This window comes from Erwinia sp. MYb375 (assembly GCF_037479175.1).
Taxonomy (GTDB): Bacteria; Pseudomonadota; Gammaproteobacteria; order Enterobacterales; family Enterobacteriaceae; genus Erwinia; species Erwinia rhapontici.
Genome location: NZ_JBBGZS010000023.1, coordinates 19,687 through 37,686, shown reverse-complemented (window position 1 = coordinate 37,686; position 18,000 = coordinate 19,687). Strand labels below are relative to the sequence as shown.

The following is an 18,000-nucleotide window of genomic DNA, read 5'->3' as shown; positions in this document are numbered from 1 at the left end:
GCAGATCACTGAGAAGATAAGGAAAAAGAATGCCAATGATATTCGGTGAGTTATCGGGTGCGCCATCATGGGTGCCTGCTGTATTACTCGTCACGCTCTCATTTGCAGTGGGTTTCCTGGCTCGATTTATACTTTTAAGATTCATCCGATACTGGCAGAGTCGTGACAGAAAGCTCTTCAAATAACTGGAAAAGCACCTTCGTGGATCACTGTTTCTTTTCATCCCCCTACTGTTAATCAATGTAGGGATTAATTATATTAATATTAATCCGAACTCACTCTCTTTTATCAGCACAATGATTAATATATTTATCATATTATCATTTTGCTCAATTCTAATTCGCTTGACGAATGTTGCGCAGGACATGCTGTTTATACGCTACGACATTAATCTTTCGAATAATCTTCGCGCCCGTAAAATTCGCACGCAGATAATGTATGTGAAAAAGGTGGCTATCGTATTACTGGTGCTGTTCTGTCTTTCTCTGGTGTTACTGAGTATCCCGGGCGTACGAAAATTCGGCACCACAATCCTTGCCGGTGCGGGCGTGGCGGGGATCATCATTGGTTTTGCCCTGCAAAAGTCGCTTGTTAACCTGTTTGCCGGTATTCAAATCGCCTTTACGCAACCGATAAAAATAGATGATGCCGTGGTGGTGGAAAATGAATGGGGCTGGATTGAGGAGATCAACCTGACCTATGTTGTTGTGCGTATCTGGGACCTGCGCCGACTGGTTCTGCCGATTACCTACTTTACAGAAAACGCCTTCCAGAACTGGACGCGTAATAACGCACAGATATTAGGTTCTGTTTTTCTTTATCTTGATTATTCCATGCCATTAGATCCTCTGCGCAAATATTTTGAAAAAGTCCTCAGTGAAACCAAACTCTGGGATCAACAGACTCAAGTGCTTCAGGTCACCGATACCACGGACAAAACCATGACGATCAGATTATTGATGACGGCACAGAATTCTCCCACTGCCTTTGATTTACGCTGTCACGTGCGGGAAAAGATGATTGAGTTTATTCAGCAAAATTATCCGCAAAGCCTTCCTCACGTGAGGGCAACATTGACCGATTCTGGTGTGCGATCTTCCGGCATTGCGTCTTAAATCGACGCTTCTAAAAAGGCAATAAATGCCCTCACCTTTGCCTTCAGCGCCGAGCGTTCATTCACGCAGGCATGGGTTTGTGGTCATGCTCGTGGCACTGTTCAGTCATGTCACCCTGCACAATCCGCATCGCCGGCAACGTGGCTAACGTTCCGGCGAGTACAGCTACGGTCTTTTCACTCAACGCACACCGTATGCCTGGATTATTCCACTTCCAGCCTGAAGCGACCGGTAATGGCGGTCAGTCGCTGAACCTGCTCTTCCAGCACGTTCGCAGCAGCAGCGGAGGCCTGCACCAGTGTGGCGTTCTGCTGGGTGACGCTGTCCATTTCCGTTACCGCGGTGCCAATCTGGCTGATCCCTTTACTTTGCTCCGAAGAAGCGGAGGCAATCTCACTCATCAGCGTGGTCACCCCCGTCACGTCCTGGATGATTTTTGAGGTGGTCATTGAGACCTCGGTGACCTTCTGTTCTCCCTGCTGCACGTTGAGATTAGATTCCGCAATCAGTTTCTCGATTTCTCGTGCGGAATGTGTGCTGCGCTGCGCCAGCGTTCTCACCTCATTGGCAACCACGGCAAAACCCCGCCCCTGCTCACCTGCACGCGCGGCTTCAACGGCCGCATTGAGCGCCAGGATATTGGTCTGGAAAGCAATGCTATTGATAACGGATGTGATTTCACTGATGGCCGACGCGCTTGATTTGATATCGCCCATGGTGCGGACGACATCCTCCATCGCGGCGCCACACTCGGCTGCCGTGCCGGATGCAGCCCGGGCGGCCTCGCTGGCAACGGAGGCATTGCTGGCATTCAGCATCACCGTGGAAGAGAGTTCCTCCATACTGGCGGCGGTTTCTTCCAGCGCCGCCGCCTGCTGCTCTGTGCGGCTCGACAGACTGTGGTTACCGTCGCTGATCTGCGTTGTGACGCGCGCCACTTCCTCCACGCCATCCACGATTTCACTGACCATCGTCTTCAAACCGAGCTGCATTTTATCCAGCCCTTGCAGCAGCCTGCCCATCTCGTCATTGCGGGCATGATGAAATTCAGAGGTCAGATCCCCGGCGCCGATGGCCGCCGTCACTTCACTGGCGCGTTTCAGCGGTCGTATCAACACGCTTCTCAAGACCTGGGCCACCACAGCCGAAGAGAGAATGAACAGCATCACTGAGACGCCAGCGGCAACATAAGCAATGTACGTATCGGCATCGGCCTGTGCGGTGATATCTAAAGAAGACTGCTTATGGATGGCGATCACTTTGTCCAACGGAACACGGTAGGCCTCATCAAGGGTGACGACCTGCGTTCCGGCAAGCGTCAGGAAAGCGGGTACATCCCCCTTATTCAGCGCGGTGAAAAGGGCATTCACACCACGTTCGGTATAGTCGGTATAGCGGGCAGCCAGTTCCTGCGCCAGCGTCGCTTCTCCGGGCATTTTTGGTGCGGCCTGATAGGCCTGCATAAACCGCAGCCCACCATCGTAATAGAATCGTGCCTGCTTAAGCGCCGCGTCGAGCGCCTGTTTATCGCCATTGTTGACGTGCGGCACGGCGGCAAGGAGCGTCGTCCGTGCCGCACGCATCCAGTTCGTGGTGTCCGCCACACCGAGGGTAGCCGATACTTCCGTGTTAAGGTTTTTCAGTGACTCTGCGCTGCGGCTCAGATAGACCACGCTCAGAAGTGACGACGCCAGAAAGACAAGGAACAGGAACAGTCCGGACAGGCTCAGTACAGTGGTAAGACGCGTGTTTTTTAGCATAATTGTCGTGCTCGTTAGGGAGGTTTCTCATTTATCGACGCGCCCCTCACAGGCATTAATGAACCTGCATCACTTTTTACAACATAGCAACAGCCAATCAACATAAACATTAAAAATAATAAACAAATATAATCAGGAAAAATAAACAAGCCACTGATTAAATTAAATAAAAACAAATTAAAATACTCAACTCAGCACCCTGCCTGCGAAAAAACATCAATATTTCACCACTATAAATGATGGAAAACCATCAAAACAGAGCGATGATTTTCGTGACGAACCCGTTCATTTTTACGCCGATCTGGCTCTGGTGCAGGATGAACGGATTGACACTGGCAGGTATCGGAGGAATGAAATCCTTACCGCAGCTGAGCCTGCAAACAGCGGGTGCACAGCAGCCACATCGTGTTACATCGCCGCTTCTAAAAAGGCAATAAAGGCCCTTACCCTGGAATTCAACGCCGAACGTTCGTTGACGCAGGCATAAATGTTCATCGGTGAAGATGCCACATCGCTTGCGTCACGGTGGTCTGAGCTGAACAACGCCGTGAGTCGACCGCTGTCTATCAACGGCTGGGCAATAAAGCTTGCCAGACGGGCAATTCCTCCGCCGCTTTCTGCTATTTTTGCAATGATATCAATATCATCGCTGACAAATTCGGGATTAAGTTTCGCGTTAACAGGTTGCCCATCGACGATAAATTGCCAGGGGAGAAAACGTCCATCGGTGGGATAACGAAAAACCAGGCAGGCGTGCTGGCTAAGCTCTTCGGGAGTCCGGGGAGTGCCCGCACGCGCCAGATAAGCGGGGGCGGCGCAGAATATAAAGGGTAATGAGGCGATTTTTCTGGCAATCAGCTGATCGTTGAGCTGCGCCTCAATACGAATACTGACGTCGACGCCTTCCAGACGATGATCGACGTTACGATCGGTACTGATCAGTTCGATATCAATATCAGGGTAAGACGCTTTGAACGCAGGCATCAGTGGAGCGATGACGTACCGACCAAATGCAGCCGTCGTCGCGATACAAAGTGGGCCCTGAGGTTTGGTTTCAATGGCCGCAGCCTGCGAGGCGAGGTCAATATCATGAGGAATGTGACGTACTTTCTCGAAATAACGTTGACCACTTTCGGTTAAGGTCATGCTGCGGGTGGTGCGTGATAGCAGACGCACGCCCAGATGAGCCTCAAGCCGGGAAAGGCTCTGGCTCACCGCCGCCGGGCTCATTCCTTTGGCACGCGCCGCCGCGGCGATACTGCCGTTCTCCACCACGCGGATAAAATTACTCATCAGCCCCAACAGATCCATAGTGTTCCCAATGCCTCATTCGTCACTTTTACTTAATAATGATTAAAGCATAACGGCTCTACCGCCGTCCTGGTTAGCTTGTTAGGTTAGTGGCCGTTTCACCCCCCTTGATAAAACAGGATAACGTAATGACGAATGCTGTCGCCAGGAATACCCCACGCGTGCGCCTTCCAAAGCACACTTCACCCTACATCTTTGCGCTTTATATGGCGACCATCATGGCATTTATGATGAGCCTGGTCATCACGCTCGCGGAATTTGGCATGGGGCCACATTACATGGAAAGTGTGATGAATGCGTACAAGGTTGCCATGCCTGCGGCCTTTGTCTGCATACTCGTTGTGCGTCCGATTGTTATCCGGCTGGTCGGATTAACGGTTCACAGTCACTGAGCCCTTCCCTATGCCCATCTCCTCCTGCCAGATTAAGGCCCGGACACGAAGCATCTCCGGGTGACTCAGCGCCACCGTCCTCATACAGGGGACGGGTTAGCGACACATCAGATTTTCAATGTATCAATGACCACTCTCAGCGCAGGTGAGACATTGCGATGAGGATAATAAAGGAATGAACCTTCCATACGCTGGCTGTAAGGCCGTAAGGTTCTGATAAGCGTCCCTTCCTCCAAATCCTCAGCCACCAGCTCCTCAGGGACATACGCCAGTCCCAGCCCCAGCCTGGCAGCCTTTGCTTCCATATAGCTGTCAGAAAAGGCCCATTGTCCCTGTGGCCGGTGCGTGATCTTTTTATCGTCCTGATTAAGCTCCCACTGGTACAGGCTGCCGTCGGCAAACTGGTAGGCAATGCAGGGATGCATCACTAAATCAGCCGGGGTTTGTGGAAAACCATAGCGACGAAAATGCTCGGGCGTGCCCACCACAACCATCTCCATATTCGGGGTAATGCGTACCGCCACCATGCCACTGCCCACCTCCGGCCCGAGACGGACACCGGCATCGAATCTCTCAGCAATAATATCGACAAACCGGCTTTCACTGATCAGCTCAAGTTCGATATCCGGATAACGTTGACTAAATACCGCCAGTTTGGGTAGAAGAACCTTATCAATGGCATGCTGGCTGGCATTGATGCGTACGGTACCCGAGGGGGTATTCCGGTAATATGCCAGTGTTGCAAGGCCCGTATCTAAAGCATCAAACCCGGATTCTACGGTCTGATAGAGCCGTTCCCCTGCCTGCGTCAATGATAATTTGCGCGTGGTTCGAACCAGAAGCTGTATCCCTAACCGCTCTTCAAGTTCGCGCACAGCGCGGCTGATCCCTGATTGTGCCAGCCCAAGCCGACGCGCTGCGGCGGTAAAACTCCCCTCTCGCACGACCAGCATAAACAAGTAGAGATCATTATAGTTTTCCCGTTTCGCCATCAGTGTGTCCTCAGCGTATCTGGCCAAAGGTGCCGCCACAATCGCCTCTGAATTCATAACAAAATGATATTAATCTTAGCACTTTCGCCCGGCTAATCAGCACTATTTATGCCCATTATAATCAGCACATTGATACCACACACCGCAGCGTTGTCCGTATGAAACCTGTATCTGTCTCATGTTTTCAGGGGAGTTTTTAATGCGCGTTTTCACCCGTAAACTGACCGCCGCCATGCCAGCCCTACTGCTATGCGCATCAATATCAGGAACAACAACGATGAGTTATGCAGACACAGCCCACCCGAATGCCCCCGTTTCAATGGAAGAAAAATGGGATAAAACTTTCGCTCTCAGCAGTGAAGTTGATCATCGCAAAGTGTCATTCCAGAACCGGTATGGGCTGACGTTAGTCGCGGATCTTTACCTGCCCAAAAATCGAGGGGAACGCAAACTGGCTGCGATTGCCGTGAGTGGTCCCTTTGGCGCGGTGAAGGAACAATCCAGCGGACTGTATGCACAAACACTGGCTGAACAGGGATTTGTGACACTGGCATTCGACCCCTCGTACACCGGCGAAAGCGGTGGCTATCCGCGCAATGTCGCTTCTCCGGATATCAACACCGAGGACTTTAGTGCCGCGGTTGATTTCCTTGGATTACAGAAAGAGGTGGATCGCAACCGCATCGGTTTACTCGGCATCTGTGGCTGGGGGGGAATGGCGTTGAACGCGGCAGCCATGGATACACGCGTTAAAGCGGTTGCCACCAGCGTGATGTACGATATGAGCCGGGCGATGGGACATGGCGTTGGCGATGGCAAAGACCGTTATTCAACTGCCGATCGCCGTGCCGTTTTGCAGTATCTGAATGAGCAGCGCTGGAAGGATGCGGAAAACGGCACTGTCGCACACGCCGGTCATGATATTTATGTGGATAAGAACGGTAGCGTAAGTACTTCAGCGCGTATTCTGCCGGAAGCGTTACCCGCAAATCCAAACCCGATACTCAAAGAATTTTTCGATTATTACCGGATGCCGCGCGGTTTCCATGAGCGTTCCGTTAACTCCACTGGCGCATGGACGGCCACAACGCCCTTATCCTTTATGAATATGCCGCTGCTGAGCTATGCAAAGGAAATCACGATCCCAACGTTGATCGTGACGGGTGAAAATGCACACTCGCGCTATTTTGCAGAGGATGCCTATAAAGCAGTTGGCAGTAACAAGAAAGAACTGGTGATTGTCCCCGGGGCCAACCATGTGGATTTATACGACAATGTCGCCGGTAAGATACCGTTTGTCCGTTTTGAACAGTTCTTCAAAACCAGTTTGAAATAAAAACCCTCCTCCGCACCCCGTCAAAGGCCACCCGCATCGGGAGGGTGGCCTTGATGGTTGATCGTTATTCTGTGAATAGCGTCCGTCCCGGTTTGCCTTAACAGAGCCGGGGCGATCTTTAGAGATGCTGATAATGTCCACACTGAGCCTTAAAACACCACAACATGAAGAACCTGCACACTGGAACGGCGTTTTTGCCATGACCTTGTGCGTATTTGTACTGATTGCATCAGAATTTATGCCGGTCAGTTTACTGACGCCTTTAGCCACAGACCTGGGCGTAACGGAGGGGCTGGCGGGGCTGGGAATTGCTATTTCCGGTGCGTTCGCGGTCCTGACCAGCCTGACACTGTCTGGCCTTGCCGGAAACGCTAATCGTAAGCATCTGATGCTGGGGATGACGGTTCTGATGGCAATATCGGGAGCCATTATCGGCCTGGCCTCCAGCTACCTGGTTTATATGGCAGGACGAGCCCTGATTGGTATCGCGATTGGTGGGTTCTGGTCAATGTCTGCGGCAACGGCTATTCGCCTTGTGCCACAGCATCAGGTCGCCCGTGCGCTGGCCATTTTTAATGGTGGTAACGCGCTGGCGACTGTCGTGGCGGCGCCGCTTGGCAGCTATCTTGGCGCAAGTATTGGGTGGCGCGGCGCTTTCCTGTGCCTGGTCCCAATCGCGATTGTGACCTTCGTCTGGCAGTGGTTTAGCCTGCCCAACATGGACAACAACAAAAGTGACGCATCGCGCGGTTCGGTGTTTCGTCTTTTCAGGCACCCTATCGTGACAACGGGCTTACTGGCCTGCGGATTATTCTTTATGGGGCAGTTTGCGTTATTTACCTATGTGCGCCCCTTTCTGGAAACAGTAACCCGGGTCAATACGTCTAGTTTGTCACTGATTCTGCTCGCCACCGGTTTCATGGGGGTGGTTGGCACGTTGGTCATCACCCCATTCCTGAACAAGCGGTTTTATCCGACGTTGATTACCATCCCTTGCCTTATGGCTTCCATTGCCGTGGGATTAATACTGACCGGGCACAGCATCTGGGCCGCTACGCTGCTGTTAGGCTGCTGGGGAATGCTTGCCACTGCAGCACCAACGGGGTGGTGGATATGGATTGCACGGACGCTGCCAGGGAATGAAGAGGCGGGAGGCGGGCTCATGGTTGCCGTCGTTCAGTTCTCTATAGCCCTGGGTTCAATGACTGGGGGGATGGTGTTTGACCACCTCGGCTGGCAGAGCGCTTTTGCACTGAGTGGCCTGTTACTGATTAGCGCAGCCGGGCTGACATTGCTGACTTCACGTCAAAAACTCAACGCACTTTAGATCGTCCAGCGTCTTAAATCGCCTCATCTAAAAACGCAATAAATGCTCTTACCTTTGAATTCAGCGCCGATTGCCAGGGGAGAAAACGTCCATCGGTGGGATAACGAAAAACCAGGCAATACAACCGAATTTTTCATGGGTGGGTAGAAAAACTTGGTCTCGAAGATGCGCTTTACAGCACACATTCCATGAGAAGAACAAAACCTTACCTGATCTACAAGAAAACCAAGAATCTCCGGGTGATTCAACTTCTGTTGGGCCATAAGAAACTGGAAAGCACAGTCCGTTATCTGGGCATTAAAGTCGATGATACGCTAGAGATCTCTGAATCGATTGAAGTCTAAGGTTGTCAGGGCTGCAACAACAGCCCTGTGCCAGAAGCGGACGTTGCTAATCCCCTGACACACGCTTAAACAATTTGCAGTGCAGCTTATTTCTGTTCCTCATGCAAAAAGAGCATTAACTGAAAGATGTCACTTAACTCTCTCATGTATATCTACATCCACACATAGTCATCAGGAAAAGGATGAATGAAGATGCTGAGAGGTAAAAGAGCTGTTATTACCGGTGGAGGCGGGGGATTTGGCCAGGCGCTGTGCGTGTGGCTGGCACGAGAGGGCGTCGAGGTGGATTTTTGCGCACGGCGGGCTGAAGATATTCAAAAAACCTGCAGCATCATCGCTGCTGAAAGCGGCATTGCAAAAGGGTATATCTGTGATTTAACCCGGCCTGAATCCCTTTCTCAGTTTTCTTCACAGTTGTTAACTTCAGACAAGCCTGTAGACATTTTAATCCTGAATGCTGCTCAGTGGTTGTCAGGGAGATTGGACGATCAGCCTGACACAGAAATTATCAATACCGTCAGTTCAGGCCTGACAGGTTCGATTCTACTGACTCAGGCTCTGCTGCCTGGGTTAAGACGTTCAGAAAATGCTGATATTGTCTCAATTATATCTTCATGTGGGATCCCGAATTTTACGGATTCTATTGCCCACCCAGCCTTTTTCGCCAGTAAACACGGGCTTAGCGGGTTTACAACTAAACTGGCACAGCAGTTATCTGAAGAAAATATCCGTGTTACCGGGTTGTACCCTCCGGATTTCGAATTGACAGGGTTAGATACGTCTGTCGATAGTCAACCCAGAATGGGAGAACGTTTAATGAATGGACGATCGATCTGGGAAACGATTCGTTTTGTGCTGACACAACCGCGTAGTTGCCATATAAGTAGCATCTACTTTCAAGGTCCAACTCGCGAAGATCTTAACGCCAGGAGCTGAACTGGGTGACGTTGAGCAGAATACTCAACGTCGCTCCTCGCTCACAGCGGACCACTCGCACCATCATGTCTACATCGTGCCAGGAGAGGATATTGATTAATCCCTGAGCCAGGGCTACTCAGTCCGGTAAGCAACCCTTTAGGGCTGAGTAGCCCTGGCGATCGGTGTGGGGCAGAATCTGCGTTCAACAGAAGTGACAGGAATGTCTAAACGAGAACGGGTTCATGTCTCTGGAGGATGCACGGTGCAAAATCGGGGCCTGGCGCATACACTATAACCAGAGTCGTCCTCATTCTGCACCGGGCTGGATGACGCCCTGTGAATTTGCCGAAAAATATGCCGGTTGCCAGAATATGCAGCCAGAATGAAGTGATCTGTTCCCTTTGTTCAGTGCTGGCTTTCGCAGTTCAGGCCCTGCAGCACGGTGTCTCAGCATTGCCTTACTGTCTGCTCAGTCTGTATGCATGAGGTCGCCGGGGTAATTAACCTCCGGCAGACCACGTTAACGGCAGACGGATAACTATTTAGCGCCACTAATCCCGGGAGAACCATCATGTCCTCCCTCATTCCCGCCACTGCCACCCTGACCGCCGACGCCGCCAGGACCCGCATCGCCTCCGTTTCCTCCATTACCTGATCCGTCACCATTACCGCCGTTCCCTCCGTTTCCTCCGTTCTCACCTCCATTACCGCCATCGCCGCCATCTCCGTTGCTGCCAGAGCCAGCATTCCCTCCGTCTCCGCCGTTTCCTTCACCGCCACCGTCACCACCGTCGCCACCATCACCGTCTGCCCATGCCGCCGTGCTGAATATTCCGGCCGCCAGAGAGGACGTTACAGTGAATACGGCAATGAAAGGTCTCAGTAATGCTGAGGTCAGAATAATGAGGTAAACAACTTTCATGAGAAGGTTTTTCATATCATCCTCTGCGTTATAAATTATATGCCGCCACCATCACCACCATCACCACCATCACCACCGGATGAATTATTCCCGCTTCCTCCGTTGCCACCATCCCCTCCATCGGCTCCGTTTGTGCCTCCATTTCCACCATTTCCGCCATTTGAGTTGGAGCCTGTCCCAGCATTGCCGCCGTTACCGCCATCCCCTCCGTTTTCACCCGGACCACCGTCCCCGCCGTTTCCACCATCAGAAATCAGTGATAAGGAATCAGGAAAAGGGGTCGGGTATGCCGGAGAGGCATAACCGTAGTGAGTTAAAACCGCCAGTATCAGCGTGGAGCACCTTAGTACGGTACGGCATCGTTTACAGATGTTCTGACTGGTCATTGTTACCTCCATCACCGCCAGCACCTCCGGGCGCATTGTCTGTTGACCCACCATCACCACCGTTTCCACCATTAGCGCTACCGTGTGTATTTTTATGATGTTTGTGGTGTTTGTGATGGGTTTCATTCGCGGCGCCTGCGCCATTTCCCCCATTTCCGCCGTTACCACCTGAAGCAGAGCCGTTACCGCCGTTACCTCCGTTCAGACAGCCTGTACCAGGCACGCCGTCTTTACCATTTTCTCCGTCAGGCGAAGTGCCGTTCCCATCCTGTCCGTTCTGGCTCTCACAGGCAGACAGCTGGATAGTGTCCTGCGGGAGTGTCTGACTGAATACCGGCAGGGAAAGGAGCAGCCCTGCAGACAGCGGAAGAAAAATCAGAGTGTTGTGTAGCTTTGACATAAAAGTTTCATCCTTTAATTAATGGCCGCCTTCATTAGGCGACCATTTTTAGTTAGATTCTGCAGCCTGATTACGCTCCGCCGCCGTCACCACCATCGCCACCGCCGTCGCCACCATCACCGCCGCCGTCACCGTCTCCGTCTCCGGAACCATTGCCGTTAGCTGAGCCATTGCCAGTACCGTTATCATTACCACTGCCGTTCCCGTTACCGCTGGCGCTGTTATTTCCTCCGTCTCCTCCAGGACCACCAGGAGAATTGGCACCAGAACCCCCGTTCCCGCCGTCACCGCCATTAGCATCGCCGACAAGCAAGAAGGTATGTGGGGAGTGATCCGTAAACGGTTCGTTATGTAAGGGTGCGGCGACAGAAAGTCGCGTCGCAGAGAGGACAAAAACACCTAAAGCAAGAATTAATTTTTTATGTCTCATAATCCATCCTTAAAGGTAATAAATACATGAGATAATCGTTGGCCCACCCCGTAGCTAATGAGCTACTTCATTAAAGTTAAATTAACTGGAAAATAAAAACCATGGAGTGTAATGAAACGTTTTTCGTTGTTTTAGAATGTTTTTTTAATTTAAAAAGAAAGTTTATAAGCTTTCAATGCCAGGCTAAATTATTGATATTAAACGACATTTAATGCTAATGATTACTCTGTTAACAATTTACTCTTTTCATGAAATGATACATATTACATTTTTATTAAGCGCTATTCTTAACAGCAGTAGTAAGTGATAACCCTAAATTCAAAAAAAGCAGAAGCAAATATCATTATTATATAACCAGTCTGAATCTGAGGTATTAGGCGACAATTAATTTGGCCTGTTTGTAATCTTAGCGTCATGTTTCTTCTTCCCATGGAGAGGTTGTGACGCTCAACATCAGACAGGTCGATTTTTCCATAACTCAACGAAATAAATGTCTTACTCAGGAAGTGTCGGCGGCAACTACCGGTATCTGTGTCCGTTCCGGACGCCGAATCGAAAAAGGCCTGTGGCGACAGGCCGGGGGCAGGTCAGACGGCTATCTGTACTTTATTGTGAACCAGCCGTATCGCCAGCCGGCGTTTCATATGAATAAAGATATGCACCAGAAACCCTATGCACTTATGCGTGTAAAAATAGATGAAAAGCCGTTCAGTACCAGATAAAATTTTGCTGACATATTCAGCAAACCAGCAACCCCCATTGCTTTAGCCTGCGTCTGGCGTTTCAAATTAAACGTGAGTTCATCATATTAATGGAGTATTTATGAAAAAACTGATTCTTGCTTCGCTGCTTCTCTGGCCTGTATCTCAGGTCTCGGCAGCAGACTGTGACAATGCAGAAACCCAGCTTGAAATGAACCAGTGCGCGAATGCAGATTACAAGAAAGCTGACAAGGAATTGAATTCTACCTATCAGCAGGTTCTGAAATCCACCTCTGGAGAACAAACAGCACTTTTTCGGAAGGCCCAGAAAAAATGGATCGAATATCGTGATGCTGACTGTCAGTTTCAGACTTTTGCATCGCGTGAAGGTTCCGTTAATTCAATGAATATCGGGCTCTGCCTCAAGGCAAAAACTGAACAACGTACCAAAGAACTGAAAGACATGCTTAGCTGCCCTGAAGGTGATGTGAGCTGTCCATTATGAAGAATTCGCATTGATCCTTTAAATGATATTCGAAATCGACCCGGGCAGAGTTAGTGCGATTATTATTTTTCTGTATTGCAAATTATGTCCGCTCTTCGCTCTGGCGGACATATTAACCCTTAGAGGGCCTGCTTCGTGCCAGATGCAAACATTGGAATATTGTATAACAAGAAAACCGCGCGCGAGCCACAGATGCTTTCGGTTCTGGAGTTATAAAAATTTAACACATTATGGTATTTAAGGCGATTATTATGTCTCTGTTAACCACGCTTGTATGACGAACGCGACTCAGAAACACTGCAAGGAAGGAACAATTACCTCTTTGAAAATATCGCTTTGATTATTAAATTGCATGTATTAATAACTAACAGATTTATGGATAATTATGACCAACTCATTATTTAACAGACCCGGTGTTATTGCACTTATGCACTTTGATGATGGCAGAACTATCGAGTTCAGCATGGGTGTTGAAGATATGCTGACCGGTGTACCAATCAATAAAAATAGCATATTCGATCTTGCTTCAGTATCAAAGCAGTTTACAGCATTCAGTATTCTTCTCCTGGAAAAAAATGGATTACTGAATTTAAATAACAACCTCTTCGACTTTATTCCAGAAGTTAAAGCCCTTCCAGATAATATAACACTTGAAAACTTAATCTATCACACCTCTGGACTCCCGTGTCTTTTTGATATTGCTGAAGATAAAGGTGTTGACTATTACTCACCATTTAAAACCAAAGATATAATCAAAGGAATTAGCGAAAGGAAATATTTAAAATTTACTCCCGGAACCAGGTACGAGTACAGTAATACTGGATATATTTTACTTGCTCAAGTGGTTGAAAAAGTCTCAGGGCTAAGCTACCCGGACTTTGTTAAAAAGGAAATATTTTCACCTCTGGATATGAATGATTCCTTTGTTTCCGATGGGGTTTCTATGGAGAAGGAATCTGTCAGCGGATATCAAGAAAAAGATAACAATATATTTTTCCCTGTTCACAGCCCATGGGGCGTTACCGGAGCAGGCCTTGTACACTCATCTGCTAATGATTTAATGAAATGGGGACTGAATTTTTCTTCGGGTTTGGTCGGAGGAAAGGAGTTGATAAGAAAAATGCTTATCCCTCTTCCCCTGACTACTGACACCAACATTATGATTGAAGACCATAATTCATACTGCTTTGGCATTGAACTCGATGAGGATAAATCAGGGAAAATTTATTGTCACCAGGGTTCTACGTTTGGAAGAGAAACATATTTTTTGCGCTCACAGGAAGCAGCCTATACCCTGGCAGTATTATCAAACATCGAAGATTATGATGTCTGTTCAATAGCTGTAAGATTGTTTAATAACATGACTTCAATAACTGCATGAAAAATATTTTTTCTTATCTGGCTCAATGATAAGGGCATAAGTTGCACATCCGCTCCTCGCTGTGAGTTCAACCGATGGATGCAACACACTGATTGAACCGCTCTGCGTGCCATGAGCAGACGTTAAATGTTAGTTGGCGGATCGTACTCCCACTGTGATTCGTTACTGTAAATCGTACCATCATCATCCATTACTTGGGCATTGAGATGCTTCGCAATCCCCAACATCTTTCTGTACAGGTATGTGTCTGGCCATTTGGTATAAATATTACCTGCACTCCAGTCAAGCCATGGCTCTTCGTACAATGAGGGACCTGACCACAAGGCGTGATAATCACCATTAATAATATATCTGCTTAATTCGTTATCGCTATTAATGTAGTTAAGCCATTCATCAGCAGTTATCTGCGCATCATCATTATCTGCCCAAAATTCAGCTCTCGTTATGTGAAATTCAACCCCCATAGCATCTCCTAAACGCTGAAATAGTCCTCACAAATTAGCATAGTGCCCTATTAAAAACGAGGTTAGTAACACTACAGTACCTATAGACTTGAAAGATATTACGTCATCTCCTCGATCATAGCTGCATGTCAGATGCTTCGCATTCTGCAGATGAGAGCACAGTCTCTCAGAGATACGCCGATTCATCAGTCGGCCCAAGTGACGCGGAGAATTACAGGAATGGTTCGATCCAGGCAAAATGTTGGGCCGATTGGTTACGATATGGCTGTCTCTAATTCGATATTTCTGTAAACTGGCCAATGGGCGGAAAAAAATAGCCTGTTCTGTCCTGCTCCCCAGTGCGCTTAACAATATCGGCTATCTGCTGACGATTAAGTACGGGAACTGGCATTTAGACTGGGGAGTAGAGACTGATATCATAGATCCTGTCGCAAGGACTGGGATCTCTATCAATATTATTTGTTACTGATGTATAGTGCATTACATTCGGGTGGAACTTCATTACCCCATCCCATTGCATCTAAAATAATCTTTGCCAATTCCCTCATTTGATTCCATTCATCACTATAACAAAGAGCATGATCATTCCAATGCTGAATATTTTCTGACCCACTAATTGATAACAAGTAATCATCCAATTCCTTTATAGATGATTTCTGCTTATCACTTAACATATCGCTATTAGTCTCTTCGAGAGCAATCTCCCATTCCACTGCAAGCTCATCAGCCACATTTACAAAATCAGGAAATAAGCTTTTCTGAACAATGCTAGATTGTGCAAAAGCTCGTGTTATCCATTCAATTCTTTCCATATACCTACTCGCCAGGTTTGTTAATGATAGTAGCCTTCCCCATTGAGTAGGCTTTGCCCTGCTCCCGATTAATTATCATACGCCAATTTTAGCCCAAGATTACGGCAGTTATGACAAACTTCTGCTCCTCGCTCACAGCTGACCTTCCTCTACTTGCGTCAGCTCGCTCAGTGCCAGGAGCAGACCTTAGCGCGTGGAATAAGTATGGATATTATACAAAATCCGGGTAACCGACAGGTTGCCCGGGAAAAGAAGCTAAAGCGGCACAATGTTTTCCACGACATGCTGGAAAACGTAGGGATCGGAAAGTAGTTCAAATTCTTCGTCATCTGGGTAAGTCACCGCGACGTGATAACTTTCTCCGGCAAATGCCTTAACCGATTGCAGATCTTGCCAGTAAGTAGCCAGAAAAAAATGCTCCCAGCCACCCTGGGTCTCTCGACGCACACAAGCGCCTCTGTTCCCAGATATGCTTTTTGAATGCTCTACACCTGTTTTCTCAAGGTGTTTCGCAAAAGCTTCAGCATGTTTTAGTGGAACACAACCGTGCCAGGTCCTTACAATCATTAGTGTTTCCCCTTTTAGTGGTAAGAATGTAACCATACCATCGGAAGTCACTTTATGGCGTATTTTCCAAATAACATCTCTTGTAACTCAAACACTAATTATCAGGATCAGCCAGCTTCCCTTTACTCCTCCGCCCTCACCTCCTGAATTTTCCCCCTGGCCCTTCCGCCCCATGATAAGGTTGAAATCACGCAAACTGTCACAGGATAAACAGGCAAAAAATGGGCGAAAACGCGATACATGAGTGGCACAGCAACGCTTACCTGATCAGCACCGACAGCGAAAAGTTAGACGCGGTGGCAATACACCAGTATCTGACCCGATCAACATGGGCTGCCGGAATCGATAAAGATACCGTGGCGAACGCGATCCGTCACAGCCTTAACTTTGGCCTTTATCATCATGGGGTGCAGGTGGGGTTTGCCCGCCTTATTACGGATTACGCCACCTTTGCCTACCTGTGCGACGTCTACGTGCTGGAAGAACATCAGGGCCAGGGGCTGGCAAAATGGCTGATGCAATCCATCCACAGTCACCCGGTTTTTGTCCGGCTCCGCAGGATCACGCTATTCACCACCACCGCGCCCTGGCTGTATGAAAAGTTCGGTTATGAGCCTGTCAATAAACCGAATTATGCATGGGCGATAACCCGGCCTGATATCTATCGTGTCAAAGCGCAGTAACCACTCGTCCACAGAAAAATGAACGGGTATCAAAAGCGCGGCTTCTGATCGAGAGAGAAATGCTGCCCGTGAAAAAACTGGCCGCAGAATGCGGCTTTTCCGGGCCGGACGTGATGCGGCGTGTTTTCAGCCGGCTGACTGGCGTCACGCCTGCGGTTTACCGGAAAATAATAAGACGGGAATAACAGACGTTGCGCACGCGACGGGCACAACAACCGTCTGCTACAGGACCTCAACCCGCTCGAATTCTTCTGCAACCAGTTCCATATCCTCCTGATAGGTTCCTTCTCTTGAGAAAAACGCTTTATGCCCCTCTCTCCAGTATTTCAGGCTGAGATCCCCCTCGCCCTCCTTCCTTGCAAGATCGTCAGCGACATCGCAGAAGCGAACGATACGCAGCGAAATAGTCCTGATGACGCATACCGGTTCGTCTCTGCCGTTAAGGATGATGCTGTAACCGCCAATGGTGGGTGATCCCTCCTCGTTTTTAAACGACGAAAGCGATCCACACGATGCCGTTTTTTTCCCTTTAATTACCAGTTCAGCCAGTTCATCTGCCATTTCTGGCGAGTCCCCAAATGCCCATGCGATCGCGCCCGGGTACTTAACGGTTAATTGTTCAATCATGCTCATCACTCATTCCTTTTAAAACAAGTAAATAATATTGGTGATCCACAGTCATTAGCGCTATTAATATCGCTCTGTTTATTAAGGACATCAAGCACTAAGGAGCCGGAGATGATCACGTTTCGATCAATGTCTGAAGATGAGTATCTGGCTTATCTTGACTATTTTATTCCTGATTATGCCGCAGAGATTGGCTCGAACTACGGATTAACTCAACAAGATGCTCTGGCAAGAGCGAAGCAGGAAATCTCTGAGTCGCTTCCTGACGGCGTGAACACGCAGGGGCAAGCGTTACTGTGCCTGATGGTGCAATCAGGTAAGAGTAACAAACATGTCGGCTATCTCTGGTACAAGCCAGATACGATGATGCGCACCGTTTTCATCTACGATTTTCATATCTTTAACACCTGCCAGGGGCAGGGTCTGGGCAAAGAGGCTCTTCGCGCGTTTGAACACTATGTGCATGAGAAGGGTTGTGAACAGATTAGACTGCGCGTTGCAGGGGATAATGCCCGCGCACGGCATCTCTACGAGAGCAGCGGTTTTGGCGTGACGGGAGTCAATATGAGCAAGACGATCAAGCGTTGCTCGTAGCGACCCGACCGCCCATCAGCACGGTTCGACCGG

General features: G+C 48.9%; 20 protein-coding genes and 4 pseudogenes. 13 read left to right on the top strand and 11 right to left on the bottom strand.

The window, feature by feature from the left end; all coding sequences use genetic code 11:
* Positions 1-29: 29 nt before the first annotated feature.
* Positions 30-1,115 (top strand): annotated as a pseudogene (locus WH279_RS13260) (mechanosensitive ion channel family protein).
* Positions 1,116-1,318: 203 nt separating this feature from the next.
* On the opposite strand, the gene WH279_RS13255 reads toward WH279_RS13260, so the two are convergent.
* Together WH279_RS13255 and WH279_RS13250 are read right to left on the bottom strand one after the other, a co-directional pair.
* Positions 1,319-2,875 carry a methyl-accepting chemotaxis protein gene (locus tag WH279_RS13255; RefSeq protein WP_200640298.1) on the bottom strand — a complete coding sequence of 519 codons (1,557 nt, stop codon included), beginning with the start codon at positions 2,873-2,875 and terminating at the stop codon, positions 1,319-1,321.
* A gap of 408 nt (positions 2,876-3,283) precedes the next feature.
* Positions 3,284-4,186, bottom strand: a complete 903-nt coding sequence (locus tag WH279_RS13250) for a LysR family transcriptional regulator (RefSeq protein ID WP_339457142.1) — start codon at positions 4,184-4,186, stop codon at positions 3,284-3,286.
* Between the two features lie 128 nt (positions 4,187-4,314).
* On the opposite strand from WH279_RS13250, the gene WH279_RS13245 reads away from it, so the two are divergent.
* The gene (locus WH279_RS13245; protein ID WP_339457140.1) at positions 4,315-4,578 is read left to right on the top strand and encodes a DUF2798 domain-containing protein; all 264 of its coding nucleotides are present in this window, start codon (positions 4,315-4,317) and stop codon (positions 4,576-4,578) included.
* Between the two features lie 107 nt (positions 4,579-4,685).
* Here the strand turns inward: WH279_RS13245 and WH279_RS13240 are convergent, their stop codons facing one another.
* On the bottom strand, positions 4,686-5,570 hold the full coding sequence (locus WH279_RS13240; protein WP_339457138.1) for a LysR family transcriptional regulator: 885 nt from the start codon (positions 5,568-5,570) through the stop codon (positions 4,686-4,688).
* A 199-nt stretch (positions 5,571-5,769) separates the two neighbouring features.
* On the opposite strand from WH279_RS13240, the gene WH279_RS13235 reads away from it, so the two are divergent.
* The 5 genes and pseudogenes from WH279_RS13235 to WH279_RS13215 form a co-directional block, all read left to right on the top strand.
* Entirely contained in the window at positions 5,770-6,906 is a 1,137-nt protein-coding gene (locus tag WH279_RS13235) for an alpha/beta hydrolase (protein ID WP_339457136.1), read from the top strand.
* 133 nt (positions 6,907-7,039) lie between these two features.
* Entirely contained in the window at positions 7,040-8,233 is a 1,194-nt protein-coding gene (locus tag WH279_RS13230) for an MFS transporter (protein WP_339457134.1), read from the top strand.
* 110 nt (positions 8,234-8,343) lie between these two features.
* Positions 8,344-8,577: pseudogene (locus WH279_RS13225) on the top strand (tyrosine-type recombinase/integrase); the annotation flags it as partial.
* A gap of 192 nt (positions 8,578-8,769) precedes the next feature.
* Complete coding sequence (locus WH279_RS13220; RefSeq protein WP_339458678.1) at positions 8,770-9,513, top strand: SDR family oxidoreductase; 744 nt, start codon at positions 8,770-8,772, stop codon at positions 9,511-9,513.
* A 200-nt stretch (positions 9,514-9,713) separates the two neighbouring features.
* Positions 9,714-9,881, top strand: a pseudogene (locus tag WH279_RS13215) (integrase core domain-containing protein); the annotation flags it as partial.
* 152 nt (positions 9,882-10,033) lie between these two features.
* Here WH279_RS13215 and WH279_RS13210 read toward each other — a convergent pair.
* From WH279_RS13210 to WH279_RS13195, 4 genes are all read right to left on the bottom strand, one after another.
* Positions 10,034-10,432, bottom strand: coding sequence for a hypothetical protein (locus tag WH279_RS13210; protein WP_197931298.1), 399 nt, complete (start codon positions 10,430-10,432; stop codon positions 10,034-10,036).
* A gap of 13 nt (positions 10,433-10,445) precedes the next feature.
* Positions 10,446-10,664: a hypothetical protein gene (locus WH279_RS13205; protein WP_339457130.1), complete on the bottom strand. Its 219-nt coding sequence runs from the start codon at positions 10,662-10,664 to the stop codon at positions 10,446-10,448.
* A 116-nt stretch (positions 10,665-10,780) separates the two neighbouring features.
* Complete coding sequence (locus tag WH279_RS13200) at positions 10,781-11,203, bottom strand: hypothetical protein (protein ID WP_167864424.1); 423 nt, start codon at positions 11,201-11,203, stop codon at positions 10,781-10,783.
* Positions 11,204-11,251: 48 nt separating this feature from the next.
* Positions 11,252-11,467 carry a hypothetical protein gene (locus tag WH279_RS13195; RefSeq protein WP_339457127.1) on the bottom strand — a complete coding sequence of 72 codons (216 nt, stop codon included), beginning with the start codon at positions 11,465-11,467 and terminating at the stop codon, positions 11,252-11,254.
* A 606-nt stretch (positions 11,468-12,073) separates the two neighbouring features.
* Between WH279_RS13195 and WH279_RS13190 the strand changes: the two genes are divergently transcribed.
* From WH279_RS13190 to WH279_RS13180, 3 genes are all read left to right on the top strand, one after another.
* Positions 12,074-12,355, top strand: a complete 282-nt coding sequence (locus tag WH279_RS13190; RefSeq protein WP_339458824.1) for a hypothetical protein — start codon at positions 12,074-12,076, stop codon at positions 12,353-12,355.
* A gap of 100 nt (positions 12,356-12,455) precedes the next feature.
* Entirely contained in the window at positions 12,456-12,839 is a 384-nt protein-coding gene (locus WH279_RS13185; RefSeq protein WP_339457126.1) for a lysozyme inhibitor LprI family protein, read from the top strand.
* Positions 12,840-13,224: 385 nt separating this feature from the next.
* Positions 13,225-14,220: a serine hydrolase domain-containing protein gene (locus WH279_RS13180; protein ID WP_167864421.1), complete on the top strand. Its 996-nt coding sequence runs from the start codon at positions 13,225-13,227 to the stop codon at positions 14,218-14,220.
* Between the two features lie 122 nt (positions 14,221-14,342).
* Here WH279_RS13180 and WH279_RS13175 read toward each other — a convergent pair whose 3' ends face one another.
* The 3 genes from WH279_RS13175 to WH279_RS13165 all read right to left on the bottom strand — a co-directional run bounded on the left by WH279_RS13175 (position 14,343) and on the right by WH279_RS13165 (position 16,063).
* On the bottom strand, positions 14,343-14,684 hold the full coding sequence (locus tag WH279_RS13175; protein ID WP_339457123.1) for a hypothetical protein: 342 nt from the start codon (positions 14,682-14,684) through the stop codon (positions 14,343-14,345).
* A 455-nt stretch (positions 14,685-15,139) separates the two neighbouring features.
* A complete protein-coding gene (locus tag WH279_RS13170) occupies positions 15,140-15,496 on the bottom strand; it encodes a hypothetical protein (RefSeq protein WP_339457121.1) in 357 nt (118 codons plus the stop codon).
* A 255-nt stretch (positions 15,497-15,751) separates the two neighbouring features.
* A complete protein-coding gene (locus WH279_RS13165) occupies positions 15,752-16,063 on the bottom strand; it encodes a hypothetical protein (RefSeq protein ID WP_259149515.1) in 312 nt (103 codons plus the stop codon).
* 221 nt (positions 16,064-16,284) lie between these two features.
* Here WH279_RS13165 and WH279_RS13160 point away from each other — a divergent pair, with 221 nt between their 5' ends.
* Positions 16,285-16,746, top strand: a complete 462-nt coding sequence (locus tag WH279_RS13160) for a GNAT family N-acetyltransferase (RefSeq protein ID WP_167864746.1) — start codon at positions 16,285-16,287, stop codon at positions 16,744-16,746.
* Positions 16,747-16,778: 32 nt separating this feature from the next.
* A pseudogene (locus tag WH279_RS13155) lies at positions 16,779-16,931 on the top strand (helix-turn-helix domain-containing protein); the annotation flags it as partial.
* Between the two features lie 37 nt (positions 16,932-16,968).
* Here the strand turns inward: WH279_RS13155 and WH279_RS13150 are convergent.
* Positions 16,969-17,379 (bottom strand): ASCH domain-containing protein, encoded by a 411-nt coding sequence (locus tag WH279_RS13150; RefSeq protein ID WP_339457117.1) that lies wholly within the window; start codon positions 17,377-17,379, stop codon positions 16,969-16,971.
* Positions 17,380-17,484: 105 nt separating this feature from the next.
* Between WH279_RS13150 and WH279_RS13145 the strand changes: the two genes are divergently transcribed.
* Positions 17,485-17,967 (top strand): GNAT family N-acetyltransferase, encoded by a 483-nt coding sequence (locus WH279_RS13145; RefSeq protein ID WP_339457115.1) that lies wholly within the window; start codon positions 17,485-17,487, stop codon positions 17,965-17,967.
* Positions 17,968-18,000: the final 33 nt, after the last annotated feature.